Below are 12,718 nucleotides of genomic sequence, written 5' to 3'. Positions count from 1 at the left end.
CATGCGCGCGGCCACGACGAGAGTGATGGCGCAGATCGCGATGGTGATGAACCTCGACAAGTGCATCGGCTGCCACACCTGCTCGGTCACCTGCAAGCAGACGTGGACGAACCGGTCCGGCACCGAGTACGTGTGGTTCAACAACGTCGAGACGCGTCCCGGCCAGGGCTATCCGCGCGGCCACGAGGACCAGGAGAAGTGGAAGGGCGGCTGGACGCTGCGCGACGGGCGGCTCGTGCCGCGCGGCGGCGGGCGGCTCCGGCGGTTCGCCCGGCTGTTCGCCAACCCCGAGCTGCCGTCGCTGGACGACTACTACCAGCCGTGGACCTACGACTACGAGAACCTGACCAGCGCGCCCCTGGGCGACGACCCGCCCACCGCGCCGCCGCGCTCGCTGGTCGACGGCGGGCCGACCGCGGTGACGTGGGGCCCGAACTGGGACGACGACCTGGGCGGCGGCCCCGCCGAGCTGGCCCGCGACCCGCTGCTGCGCAAGGTCGGCGACGACGTCCGGCTGGAGTACGAGCGGTCGTTCATGTTCTACCTGCCGCGGATCTGCGAGCACTGCCTCAACCCGTCGTGCGTGGCGGCCTGCCCGTCCGGGGCGCTCTACAAGCGGATCGAGGACGGGATCGTGCTGGTCGACCAGGACCGCTGCCGCGGCTGGCGGATGTGCGTGTCGGGCTGCCCGTACAAGAAGGTCTACTTCAACCACCAGACGGGCAAGGCGGAGAAGTGCACGATGTGCTACCCGCGGATCGAGGCGGGCGAGCCGACCGTCTGCTCGGAGACGTGCGTGGGGCGGCTGCGCTACCTCGGGGTCATCCTGTACGACCCTGACCGGGTGGGGCGCGCCGCTTCCGTCCCCGACGACAAGGACCTGTACGAGGCGCAGCTCGAATGCTTCCTGGACCCGGAGGACCCGGCGGTGGCCGCGGCCGCGGAGGCGAGCGGCGTGCCGCACGACTGGGTGGAGGCGGCGCGCCGGTCGCCGGTGCACGCGCTGATCAGCCGCTACCGGGTGGCGCTGCCGCTGCATCCGGAGTACCGGACGATGCCGATGGTCTGGTACGTCCCGCCGCTGTCGCCGATCGTGGACGCGCTGGCGGAGACCGGCCACGACGGCGAGGACACCGGCAACCTGTTCGGCGCCATCGAGGCGCTGCGGATCCCGGTCTCCTACCTGGCCGAGCTGTTCACCGCGGGCGACCCGGAGCCGGTCGAGGCGGCGCTGCGCCGCCTGGCGGCGATGCGCGCCCACATGCGCCGCGTCAACCTGGGCGAGCCGCGCGACCCGGCGATCGCCGGGAGCGTCGGCATGGACGTGCGGGGCGTCGAGGAGATGTACCGGCTGCTGGCGCTGGCCAAGTACGAGGAGCGGTACGTGATCCCCACCGCCTACGACGGGCGGTCCGGCGGCGGCGAATCCGCGTCCTGCGGGTGCAGCCTGGACGGGCCGGGCGGCCCGGGAATGCTGGAGCCCGCCGCCCACTCCCACCCCGGCGCCGGCGCCGACTCCTTCCACGCCCCGCTCGCCCCTCCCGTGGCGCGCGCCACCGGCGACGGGCGCCGCGGGCGGGTCAACCTGCTGAACTGGAACGGGCGCGGCCGTCCCGCCGGGCTGTTCCCCGCACGTCCGGAGGAGCAAGAGTGATCAAGCCGATCGTGTGGCAGTCGGCCTCGCTGCTGCTGAACTATCCCGGGCCAGGCTGGGCGCGGGCGGTGTCGCTCGTCACGGACGCCGTGGGTCCCGGGAAGGGGCCTGCCGCCGAAGCGGTGCGCCGGTTCGTCCGGGAGACACGGGACGTGGAGGCGCTGGAACTGCAGGCCCGGTACGTCGCCACGTTCGACCGCACCCGCCGCCGCACGCTCTACATGACGTACTACACCGACGGCGACACGCGCTCGCGGGGCGGGTCGCTGGCGGCGCTCAAGGCGCGGTACCGGGCCGCCGGGTGGGCTCCCGAGGAGTCGGAGCTGCCGGACTTCCTGCCGGTCATGCTGGAGTTCGCCGCCCGCTGCCCGGCGGGCGGCGCGCTGCTGGCCGAGCACGGCGCCGGGCTGGAACTGCTGCGGCGGGGGCTGGACGCCCACGGCAGCCCGTACGCGCTGCTCGTGGACGCCGTCCGCGCCACGCTTCCCTCGCCGGGGCGCGCGGAGCGCCGTAGCGTGCGGTCGCTGGCCCGCACCGGGCCGCCCGCGGAGACGGTGGGCCTGGAAGGGGCGCCCGGGCTCCCCGCCTTCGGCGCCTCGGCGGCCGCGGCGGAGGGAACGCGCCGGTGAGTCACGTGCAGGTCGCCCTGTGGGGGGTCCTTCCCTACATGGTGCTGGTGCTGTTCGTCGGCGGGACGGTCTGGCGGTTCCGGTACGACCGTTTCGGGATCACGACCAGGTCCACGCAACTGCATGAGAGCAGGCTGCTGCGGATCGCGAGCCCGCTGTTCCACTTCGGCCTGTTCTTCGTGATCGCCGGCCACGCGGCCGGGCTGCTGATACCCGAGAGCTGGACGGAACGGGCGCACGTGTCGGAGTCGTTCTACCGGCTCAACGCGCTCGCGGTGGGCGGCGCCGCCGGGCTGGCCGCCGCGGTGGGGCTCGGCCTGCTGATCTGGCGGCGCGTCCGGGTCCGCGCCGTGCGGCGGGCCACCCGGCGGGACGACCGCGTGGTGTATCCGGTGCTGGCCGCCGCGCTGCTGGCGGGCCTCGCCGCGACCTTGCTGGGGCCCGCGTCGGGCGGCTACGACTACCGGCTGGGGGTCTCGGTGTGGTTCCGCAGCGTGTTCGCGCTCGCCCCGGACGTCCCGGCGATGGCGGACGCCCCGTTCGTCTTCCAGGCGCACGCGCTGCTCGGGATGGCGCTGTTCGCGCTGTGGCCGTTCAGCCGTCTCGTCCACGCGTTCGCCGCGCCGCTGGGTTACGCCGTGCGGCCCTATGTCGTCTACCGGTCGCGCGGCGCGGGTTCCGGGACGCGCGGCGGTCACTGGTCGGTGCCCCCGTCGAGCGCCGGCCGCCGATGAGGGCTTCCGCCACCGACCAAGTGCGGGACGGCGTCGCCGCCCCGCCGCGTCGCGGGCGCCTGCGTCCGGTGCTCGCGCCGCTCGGCGGCGCCGCCGCCACCGCGCTCATGGCGGCGGTGTGCATCAGCGTGCCCGCGGCGCTGGCGTGGTGGACGGACCGGCCGCTGGTCTTCCCCTCGCTCGGCCCGACCATCTTCCTGGCGCTGACCAGCCCGTTCGCCGAACCGTCGTGCCCGCGCAACACCCTGCTCGGGCATCTGGTCAGTGCCGCGGCGGGCTACGCCGCGCTCGTCTGCGCCGGGCTCACCCGGACGCCGCCGGACCTGCTCCACCCGGACGCCCGCCGGATCCTCGCCGTCGCGATCGCCCTCGGCCTGACCTGCGCCGGGATGGCGGCGCCGTGGACCCGCCACCCGCCGGGCGGCGCCACCACGCTGATCGTCGCCCTGGGCCTGCTGCGCACCCCGGCGCAGCTGCTGGACCTCATGGCGGCGATCGTCCTGACCAGCGCGCTGCTCGTCGTGCTGAACCGGCTCGCGGGCAGGCCCTGCCCGTGGTGGCGGCCGTCCCCCGCTCGGCGCGAGGGGCGCCCGGAGCGCACAGGAAGGTGATGAACACGAACACGCGCCTGGGCCGGTCCTTCCTGGCCACCGTCGGGCTCGTCGTGCTGCTGCTGGTGGCGGCGGCGGTCCCGCTGTCCCTGCTGGCCCGGCATCACTACCGCGACGAGGCGATGCTGCGGCTGGAACGCCAGGCCGTCGCCGCGGAGACGGCCTGGCGCACCGCGCGGCACCCGTCGACGCCCGTCGCGGCGCACTCGGCCGTCGGCATCTACGGGTACGCGGGACGGCGGTTCGCCGGGACGGGCCCCGCGCGCTCGGCCCTGGCGGCGGCGACCCGCGACGGGCAGTTCCACGAGGCGGTGGAGGACGGGCACCTGGCGATCGCGATGCCGGTCACCGACGCCCGGGTGATGCGGGTCAGCATGCCGTACGCCCCGGTGGCGCACCGGACGGAGCGCACCTGGACGATCATCTGGGCCGTCGCGCTGGCCCTGGCGCTGGCGGCGTCGCTGCTCACCCGCCGCTCGGTCCGCCTGGCCGGCCGCCTCGACCGGGCGTTCGCGCGGGAACGGCGGTACAGCGAGCACGTCGCGCACCAGATGCGCACCCCGCTCACCGCGCTGCTGGTCGGGCTGGAGGCCGCGCTGCAACGTCCCGGAACGGACCTGGGCGCGGCCGTCCGCACCGCGGTACGGCGCGGGCACCGCCTCGCCGACACCGTCGACGACCTGCTGCTGCTGGCGCGCGGACGGCAGGCGCCGGAGCCGCTCGACATCCCGGGGCTGCTGGGCGACGTCCGCGACGCCCGGCTGCCGCTGGCGGCCGAGGCCGGAAGGAGGCTGACCGTCGGCGTCCCCGCGCCGCTCCCCCGGATCCGCGCCGCGCGCGCCGCCCTCACGCAGATCCTCAACGTGCTGGTGGACAACGCGCTCGTCCACGGGCAGGGCGACATCACCCTGACGGCCCGCCACCACGGCGGCATCGTCGCGATCGACGTCGCGGACTCCGGCCCGGGAGTGCCGCACATAGCGCGCGACGGAACGCGCGACGGTGCGCGCGGCACCGGGCTGGCGCTGGCGCGGGCCCTGGCGGAGGCCGAGGGCGGGCGGCTGCTCGCACGGGCGGGCGCGCCGACCGTCTTCACCCTGGAGGTCCCGGTCCGGCCACGGCCACCGGACCCGGCGGTTCAGACCCCGGTGACGTAGCCGTAGCCGCGCCCGCGCACGGCGATGATGCGCCCGGACTCCAGCCCGGCCTCGGTGAGCCTGCGCCGCAGCGCGGAGATGTGCACGTCGAGCGTCTTGCGGTCGCCGAACCAGCCGGGACCCCACACCTCGCGCATGAGATCGTCCCGGAGCACCACCTCGCCGGCCCGGGACGCCAGCGCCATCAGCAGATCGAACTCGCGCGGCCGCAGCGCGACCTCCCGCGCGCCCGCGAACGTCCGGCGGGCCTCCGGCTCCAGCCGGAGCGCGCCCACGACCACCGTCTCGACCTCGGCCCCGTGCGGGTACCGGCGCAGCTGCGCGCGGGTGCGCGCCAGCAGCTCCCCCAGGCGCCGACGTCCAGCGCGCTCACCACGTCGCGTTCCCGGCTGCGCGCGGTGAGCACCACGATCGCGGTGTCGGGCAGCCGCCGCCGCAGCACCGAGCAGAGCTCCACCCCGTCCACGTCGGGCAGGCCGAGGTCCAGGAAGATCAGCTCGGGCGGCCGCCGGTCGACCATCGCCACCGCCGCGCCCCCGGTACCGGCCAGGCCGACGGTGTATCCCTGCTCGTTCAACGCGGTGACCAGTTCGGACCCGATCTCCGGATCATCCTCGATCACCAGCAGCCGCGCGCCGGACACACCGTCATCGTACGCACGCCGGCGCCGGCGGAGGCGACCGCCCGGCCGGTCAGCCGTCCTCGTCCTCGTCGTCCTCGGTGAACTCCTCGATGATCTCGCCGGCGACCATGCCGCCCACGACGCCGACCGCGACACCGGCGGCCGCGCCCGCGGCGACGCCGCCCCAGCCGGGGCCGCGGCGGTGGCCGTGCTCGTCATGATGGCCATGCCCCTTGTGGCCGTGGCCGTCGGGGTCGTGGCCGTACGGGTCGTGGCCGCCCGCCGTGTGGAAGCCGCCCGCGTGGCCTCCCCCGGTCAGGGCGTCCAGCCAGCCGGTCAGCTCGGCCGCCCAGTCCATCGCCATGAGCTCGTCGTGCCCGGCCTCGAGGCGGAAGATCTGGTCGCTGGAACCGAACAGGCCCGAGCGCTTGTCGGCCTCCAGCACCACCGCCATCCCCGAGGGGTTCGCGACGAAGGTCAGCTCGACCTCGGAGACCCGGCCCGCGTACGGGGCGGGCGGGTAGAACTCGATCTCCTGGTAGAACGGCAGCGACTGCGCGACGCCGTGGATGTGCCCGTGCTCCACATCGGCGCTCTTGAAGTGGAACCCGGCCTGGTCGAACCCCTCGATGATCCGCCGCTGGGACGGCAGGGGCTCCACCGTGACCGGGTCGAGGTCGCCCTTGTCGACCGCCTTGGCCACGGCCAGTTCGGTGCGCACCCCCATCGCCATGCCATGGAGCGGGTGCCCGTTCACCTCGGTGACGGGGGTCTCCCAGGGGACGGGGAACTCGAAGGCGATGACCTCGTCCTGCTTCGCCGGCACCCGGAACGCCCCGGCGACGTCCACGCGGTGGAACTCCACGGCGCCGGTGGACTCCTCCTCGCCGTGCTCGACCTCGATCCGGGTGCCCAGGGAGAGGGTCACGCGCTGGATCTCCACGTCGTACTCGGCGGCCGTGATGCGGACCTCGCCCGCCAGCGGCTCGCCCGGACGGCACCGCGAATCCGTGAGCACGGTGTCGACCTTGGGGCCGCCCACTCCAAGCGCCCCCATCATCTTCTTGAAGACCATGACGACTCCTCTCGCGTCCGGAACCGCCCCGCGGCGGCCTCCGCCGGCCATGCTATTACAAATGTAGTTTCAGTTGGCCGCCGGCTCCGTTCCAGGGCGTGTCCCGTCCCCGCCGTCCCGCACCGACGGGCGGTCGTCGCGCAGGGCCCGGACCTCGTCCCGCAGCGCGGAGATCTCCGCCAGCAGGAGCGTGTTCGACTCGCGCTGCGCCTGCATGAACGTCTCGGCCACCTCCTGGTCGTCCTCCTCCATCGCCCGGACGACCACCGCGATGAACAGGTTGAGCACCACGAACGTGCACAGGAGGATGAAGACGACGAAGAAGATCCACCCCGCGGGATGGTGCTCCATCACCGAACGCGCCACGTCCGACCACGCCTCCCCGGTCATCACCTGGAACAGCGTGAACAGCGAGGTCGGAAGGTCGCCGAAGTACTCCGGCGTCGTCGCCCCGAAGAGCTTGCTCGCCATCACCGCCGCGACGTAGAGCACCAGCGCCAGCAGCGCGGCGATCGAGGCCATCCCCGGCACCGCCCCCAGCAGCGCCGACACCACGCGGCGCAGGCTGGGCACCACCGAGATCAGGCGCAGCGCCCGCAGGATCCGCAGCGCCCGCAGCACCGACAGCCCGCCCGAGTGCGGGACCAGGGAGATGCCCACGACGACCGCGTCGAACAGGTTCCACGGGTCGCGCGCGAACCCCACCCGCTGGACGTACACCTTGGCCAGCAGCTCGACCACGAACACGCCCAGCGCGACCCGGTCCACGGCGTGCAGCACCGGGGCGTAGCGGTCCATCACCGGCGGGACCGTCTCCAGGCCGAGAGTGACCCCGTTGATGAGGATCACCGCGATGATCAGCCGTTGCGTGCGCCGCGACTCCACCACCGCGCGCACCCGCTCGACCCGGCTCACGTCATCGGACGGTCTCGTCCGCAGGGCCGCCCGCGCCGGAGGCGCCGGGCAACTGCTTGAACACCATGAGGGGCTTCTCTTCTCTTCTTCTGTTGTCGGAGCGAGGCCGTTGCCGGGCCGCCGCGCGCGAGTCGTCGCGCACGTTTCCTACGACAGTTGTAGCAGAGGAGTGGGAATCCCACCACGCGCTCCCCCGCCTCCACGGGCGGGGCGGCGACCGTCAGGCCCGGCCGCCCTCGGGCCGCTCCGCCCCGTCCCGCCCCCGGGAACGTTTCCGCGCCTTCTCGGGACGCAGCCGCACGCCGGTGATGGCGTGCCGGTCCAGCCGGGTGACCTCGATCTCCCACCCCGGCACGCGGACGCGGTCGCCCGTGCGTTCGGGGATGCGGCCGAGCCGGGACAGCGCCAGCCCGGCCACGGTGGTGTACTCGCCGCCGGCCAGGTCGTCGATCCGGACGCCGATGTCGGGCAGGTCGTGGATCGGGAACGACCCCGGCAGCAGCAGCGACCCGTCGGGCTCGGTCCGCACCGCCATCACGTCCGGGTCGGTCTCGTCGTAGATCTCCCCGACGATCTCCTCCAGCAGGTCCTCCAGGGTGACGATCCCGTCGACCGCGCCGTGCTCGTCCACCACCAGGGCGAACTGCTGGTGCTCGGTCTTGAACCGGCGCAGCGCGTCGGAGACCCGCACGGTGTCGGGGAACATCATCGCCTCCCGGGCCACCTCGGCGACCGGCGCCCCCGGATCGGTGGTGATCAGCTCGCGCAGGTTGGCCACGCCCACGACATGGTCGAGATGGCCGGACGCCACCACCGGCGCGCGCGAGTGCCCGGACTCGGCCAGCGCCTCCCGGGCCCGGCCGCCCGGCAGGTCGGCCGGCAGGGTGAACACCTCCCGGCGGGGCACGAGCACCTCGCGCAGCGTGCGCTCGTGGATCTCCAGCGCGCCGGAGATGATGGTGCGCTGCTCGGCGTTGAGACCGCGGTGCCCGGCCACCAGATCCCGCAACTCCTCCGGGGTGAGCTGCTCCTTGTCGGCCCGCGGATTGCCGCCGAGCACCCGGACCACCAGGTCGGTCGACCTGCCCAGCGTCCACACCGCCGGACGCGACACGGTGGCCAGCACGTCCAGGGGCCTGGCCACCAGCAGCGCCCAGGGGGCCGCGAACTGCATGGCCAGCCGCTTGGGCGCCAGCTCGCCCAGCACCAGCGTCAGGAACGTCAGCACGAGCGTGACCAGCCCGATGGCCACCGGTTCCGCGGCGCCGCCGAGGAAGCCCAGCGGCTCCACCAGCGGCCGGGCGAGCGACACCGCCGCCGTCGCCGAGGCCAGGAAGCCCGCCAGGGTGATGCCGATCTGGATCGTGGCCAGGAACCGGTTGGGGTCGCGGGCCAGCCGCACCAGGGTCCGCGCCCCCGCCCCGCCGCGCCGCTCGAGCTGCCGCAGCTGCCCCTCCCGCAGCGAGATCAGCGCGATCTCGCTGCCCGCGAACACCGCGTTCAGCAGGATCAGCAACGCGACCAAGGCGACGGTCAGCCAGTAGTCACCCATGTGAGCTCCCCACACGACACCGGAACGATCCCGCCCAATCTATTACATTTGTAGATGCAGGATCGGCGCCGGCGTGCGTCCCTTCAGGCGTCCGCGGACGGGGGGAGCAGCGCGGTCAGCACGGCGGTGAACGCCTGCTCGATCACCTCGGCCGTGACGGCCTCCGGGTCGGCGAGATGCTCGTTGACCAGGCCGTTGGTGAGGCAGTGCAGGATCAGACCGGCCAGTTCGGAGGGGACGGCCGGGTCGCCGCCCGCGCGTTCGGCCGCCTCGGCGATCGAACGGGCGGCCGCGTCCCGCTGGGCGCGGCGCACCGGGGCCAGGACGGCCCGGGTCCGCTCGTCGTGAGCGGCGCGGGCGGCGAACTCCAGGCCGAGCCGGCCGCGCCCGGTGTCCCCGACGATCCGGGTGCTGATCAGCTCGGCGACGCGTTCGACCATCGCGCGGGTGCCGCCCGCGGCGTCGAACTCGGCGGTCACGGCGGCGAGTTCGTCCTCGGCGCCCCTGCCGAGGACCGCACCGAAGAGTTCCCGCTTGCCGCCGAAGTTGGAGTACACGGCCCCCTTGGTGAAGCCGGCGCCGTGGGCGATGTCCTCCAGCCGGGCGTCGGCGTAGCCGCGTTCGGTGAACACCCGCACCGCCTCGGCCAGCAGCCGCCGCCGCACCTCGTCGCGCGGCACCCGCCGGGCGGGCCCTGGGTCGTCGGTCATGAACGTAGCGTAGCATACTCAAAGTATTCAGTACTTTCGGTATCGAACCTCGGGAGGGCCCGATGACCACCTCGTTCCGCCGCCGCCTGCCGCTCGCCGCGGGAGCGCTGCTCGCGCTCGCGTCCCTCACCGGCTGCGGCGCCTCGGCCGGCGACGCCGAGCCCGAGAAGCGCGACTTCGGCCCGGTCGGCACCCGGCTCACCATCGCCAAGGACGACGGCGACCTGGACGTGCGGCCCGCCGACGTGACGAACGTCCGGGTGACGCGCCGGTTCGACCGGTGGTCGCTGATCGGCGGCGAGCCGACCGCGACGTGGGAGCTCAAGGGCGACCGGCTCACCCTGGCCACCGGCTGCGGCACGCTGGTCGGCGGCTGCGAGGTGCGCTACGAGGTGCTGGTGCCCCGGAACCTCGCGCTCAGCGTCGAGGGCCGGAACGGCAGGATCACGGCCACCGGATTCGCCGCCGCGCTGCGCGTCCGCAGCGACAACGGCGCGATCGCGGTCACGGGCGCCGCCGGCCCGCTCGACCTGCGCAGCGAGAACGGCGCGCTGCGCTCGTCGGCGACCACGTCGCAGCAGGTCTCGGCCGCCTCGCAGAGCGGCAGGGTCGAGCTGTCGTTCACCGCCGCGCCGCGGCGGGTGGCCGTGACGACCGAGAACGGCGAGGTGACGGTGTCGGTGCCGCGCGCCGCGTACAAGGTCGCCACCGCCACCGAGAGCGGCGAGGTCCGCGCCGACGTGCCCCAGGCGGCCTCCGCCCCCCGTTCGATCACCGCCCGGACCGGCAGCGGATCGATCACCCTGACCACCCCGGCCGGATGACCTCGGCCGTCCGGCCGGGCTTCACGGGACGGGTGGTGGATCGAAGGGCCGCGGGGCCAGGAATCGGGTCAGGACGTTCTTGGTGATCGTCGAGACGTCGTTGGCATAGGCGTCGTACGACAGGGCGCCGCACCAGGCGATCGAGCCCGTGGAGAAGACCGCGCCGCCGGAAGGGGTCTCGTAGAAGACCATGTCCGCTCTGAGGTCCGGGGCGGTGAGTTCCTCGGTGGCGGGCGTCCAGTGGTCCTCGGGGAAGTCCGTGGCGGTCGCCAGGACGAGAGCGTGCGGAGGCGTGCCCAGCGACGGATCAGCGCGGTCCACCTCGTAACCCGCCGCGCCGTGGGAGAGGACCCGGTTGGGGAAGTCGCCGATGGGTTCGTCCGCGGGCACGCCCTCGAAGATCCAGCTCGCCCTGGGGTCTTCGCTGCCCGGCCCTCGCACGTAGGGTGCGCCGGTGGCCTTGGGCGTCGTGGACCAGCAGCCGGAGAAGCCCACGCCGACGTAGCGCTGCGGGGCCCTGCCCCGCCACCGCCACAGACCGCCGGGCTCGCCGGTCGTGCTCAGGTGCCCCTCCCCCGGCGCGCAGTGCCAGGCGGTGACGGCGGCTCCGTGCCGGCGGACCTCGATGGTGTGGCCCTCTTCCTCGTCCAGGCCCGTGACCCAGTAGAGGCCGTTGCCGGAGAGGTACATGTAGCGGCCGCCGGAGTTCTGGTACGCCTCCAGCGCGTCCAGCATCGGCCGCGACCAGTACTCGGCGTGGGTGCCCGAGAGCACGACCCGGTAGCGGTTCAGCAGGGCGGCGCCCTCTCGGTGCAGGTCCGCGTCCGTCACGATGTCGACGTCGTGGCCGTGGTGGTGCAGCCACTCCAGCAGGTGCAGGTCCGCGCCGAGCTGGTGCGGCGACTCCAGGATCGGCAGGTGGAAGCCGGGGCGCAGGTTCAGCAGGGGGCGGCGCCAGGAGGAGTAGCAGACGCCGCTGCCGTCGGTGTGGGTGTCGTAGGTGCTGTTGAGGCCGTGGTCGAGGACGTACCGGCCGGCGGCATCGCCCTTCCCGCCGTACTGCTCCAGTGCGCGGACGTTGCCGTAGGCCAGCCAGCTGAACAGCGGTGCCACGAACAGGATCGGCGCGGTGGCGCGGTCGCGCGGTGGTCGCACGACGAACGGGACGAGGTCCTCGCCCTTGTTCGCGCCCCGGACGCGGGCGGCGTAGATGCCGCTGGGCAGGTCCGCGTCCACGGTCCACTCGACGGTCGGGGTCCAGCCCGCGTCGTCGAGGTCGTCGTCGTGGAAGTGGAGGGCGTCGTAGCGGGACGGATCGGCGGCGGGCGAGTCGTGGCCGTCCCAGCGCGGCCCGGTCACGCCCCGGGTCGGCATCTGGACGGTGCGGCCGTGCGGCGCGTTCCCGGTCGCCTCGATGACGTTGCGGGTGCCGATGACCTTGGCGAAGTCCCAGGCCGCCGCCGGCATCGGCGGGGCCGTGAGGTCGAGGCGGTCGCGCTCGGCGACGCGTTCGGGCCGGGTCAGCGCACGGGCGAACAGCCGGGGCGCCGCGATCTTGCCATTGAAGGTCGCGCCGGTGTGGTCGCCGGAGGCGTCCCGGAGCCACGCTCCGGCGATCAGCAGGGGCGCCCCGGTCGCGGCCGGGCGGGCGACGGTGGCCCGCGCGGCGGCCTCGGCGATCTCACTGATCACCGACCGGGACGGAACGGTCCAGGCCCGGGCGGGCATGACCGTCACCGACAGCTCCTCCCCCGGCCCGTCGAAGGCGGCGACCACGCAGTGCCAGTCGTCTTCGCGGAGCCGGCGGCTCGTCTCCACCCGGTCGGCGCCGTCCCGGCCGGACGCCGTGAGACCGGTGACGGTGAAGCGCACGCGGCCGTCCTCGGTCAGGGACAGGGACCAGCCCGTGCCGGAGGCGTCCCGCTTGCCGATCAGGGCCTGCTCGCGGGCGGCCGGCAGCGTCGGCCGGACCCAGAGCGCGACGCTGAAGGCCGCACCGGGGTCGAGCCGGGGATCATGCGGCACCCGCACATGCGATCCGCGCCGCAAGGGCCGGGGCCCGGAGGGATAGGCGCCCTCCACGGTGGCGGCGACCGGCTCGGCCGCGCTCGCCTCCTCGCCGCGCAGGCGGACCAGGGACACCCGCACCTCCGGGTCGGCGCTGCCGACCATCAGCGAGAGCCGTTCGCCCGCACTCACGCAGATCGGGTCGCAGTACCCGACGACGTCCATCGC

13 protein-coding genes are annotated in these 12,718 nt (G+C 74.1%); 6 read left to right on the top strand and 7 right to left on the bottom strand.

Features of this window, described 5'->3' with window-relative positions:
• Position 1: 1 nt before the first annotated feature.
• The 5 genes from narH to ACZ466_RS40090 are packed head-to-tail and all read left to right on the top strand — an operon-like array spanning position 2 to position 4,785.
• Positions 2-1,654, top strand: a complete 1,653-nt coding sequence (narH, locus tag ACZ466_RS40110; protein ID WP_378281387.1) for a nitrate reductase subunit beta — start codon at positions 2-4, stop codon at positions 1,652-1,654.
• On the top strand, positions 1,651-2,283 hold the full coding sequence (narJ, locus tag ACZ466_RS40105) for a nitrate reductase molybdenum cofactor assembly chaperone (RefSeq protein WP_378281388.1): 633 nt from the start codon (positions 1,651-1,653) through the stop codon (positions 2,281-2,283). Before narH ends, narJ begins: the two co-directional genes overlap by 4 nt.
• Positions 2,280-3,017 carry a respiratory nitrate reductase subunit gamma gene (gene narI, locus ACZ466_RS40100; RefSeq protein WP_378281389.1) on the top strand — a complete coding sequence of 246 codons (738 nt, stop codon included), beginning with the start codon at positions 2,280-2,282 and terminating at the stop codon, positions 3,015-3,017. Before narJ ends, narI begins: the two co-directional genes overlap by 4 nt.
• Positions 3,014-3,628 (top strand): HPP family protein, encoded by a 615-nt coding sequence (locus ACZ466_RS40095; RefSeq protein WP_378281390.1) that lies wholly within the window; start codon positions 3,014-3,016, stop codon positions 3,626-3,628. Before narI ends, ACZ466_RS40095 begins: the two co-directional genes overlap by 4 nt.
• The gene (locus ACZ466_RS40090; RefSeq protein ID WP_378281391.1) at positions 3,628-4,785 is read left to right on the top strand and encodes a sensor histidine kinase; all 1,158 of its coding nucleotides are present in this window, start codon (positions 3,628-3,630) and stop codon (positions 4,783-4,785) included. Before ACZ466_RS40095 ends, ACZ466_RS40090 begins: the two co-directional genes overlap by 1 nt.
• On the opposite strand, the gene ACZ466_RS40085 is transcribed toward ACZ466_RS40090, so the two are convergent.
• The 6 genes from ACZ466_RS40085 to ACZ466_RS40060 form a co-directional block, all read right to left on the bottom strand.
• A complete protein-coding gene (locus ACZ466_RS40085; protein ID WP_378281392.1) occupies positions 4,767-4,970 on the bottom strand; it encodes a winged helix-turn-helix domain-containing protein in 204 nt (67 codons plus the stop codon). The two genes, ACZ466_RS40090 and ACZ466_RS40085, sit on opposite strands and share 19 nt — an antisense overlap.
• On the bottom strand, positions 4,970-5,428 hold the full coding sequence (locus ACZ466_RS40080) for a response regulator transcription factor (RefSeq protein WP_378281393.1): 459 nt from the start codon (positions 5,426-5,428) through the stop codon (positions 4,970-4,972). The genes ACZ466_RS40085 and ACZ466_RS40080 overlap by 1 nt, the downstream gene beginning before the upstream one ends.
• Before the next feature lie 49 nt (positions 5,429-5,477).
• A complete protein-coding gene (locus ACZ466_RS40075) occupies positions 5,478-6,482 on the bottom strand; it encodes a sporulation protein (protein WP_378281394.1) in 1,005 nt (334 codons plus the stop codon).
• Between the two features lie 69 nt (positions 6,483-6,551).
• A complete protein-coding gene (locus ACZ466_RS40070; RefSeq protein WP_378281395.1) occupies positions 6,552-7,397 on the bottom strand; it encodes an ion transporter in 846 nt (281 codons plus the stop codon).
• A 220-nt stretch (positions 7,398-7,617) separates the two neighbouring features.
• The gene (locus ACZ466_RS40065) at positions 7,618-8,949 is read right to left on the bottom strand and encodes a hemolysin family protein (RefSeq protein WP_378281396.1); all 1,332 of its coding nucleotides are present in this window, start codon (positions 8,947-8,949) and stop codon (positions 7,618-7,620) included.
• An 83-nt stretch (positions 8,950-9,032) separates the two neighbouring features.
• Positions 9,033-9,659 carry a TetR/AcrR family transcriptional regulator gene (locus ACZ466_RS40060; RefSeq protein WP_378281397.1) on the bottom strand — a complete coding sequence of 209 codons (627 nt, stop codon included), beginning with the start codon at positions 9,657-9,659 and terminating at the stop codon, positions 9,033-9,035.
• A 62-nt stretch (positions 9,660-9,721) separates the two neighbouring features.
• Here ACZ466_RS40060 and ACZ466_RS40055 point away from each other — a divergent pair, with 62 nt between their 5' ends.
• Positions 9,722-10,483 (top strand): DUF4097 family beta strand repeat-containing protein, encoded by a 762-nt coding sequence (locus tag ACZ466_RS40055; RefSeq protein ID WP_378281398.1) that lies wholly within the window; start codon positions 9,722-9,724, stop codon positions 10,481-10,483.
• A gap of 21 nt (positions 10,484-10,504) precedes the next feature.
• On the opposite strand, the gene ACZ466_RS40050 is transcribed toward ACZ466_RS40055, so the two are convergent.
• On the bottom strand, positions 10,505-12,715 hold the full coding sequence (locus ACZ466_RS40050) for a N,N-dimethylformamidase beta subunit family domain-containing protein (protein WP_378281399.1): 2,211 nt from the start codon (positions 12,713-12,715) through the stop codon (positions 10,505-10,507).
• Between the last annotated feature and the right edge of the window lie 3 nt (positions 12,716-12,718).

This window comes from Actinomadura rugatobispora (assembly GCF_055379765.1).
The sequence above is the reverse complement of the archived record's forward strand: the minus strand, read 5'-3'. Positions and strand labels throughout refer to the sequence as shown.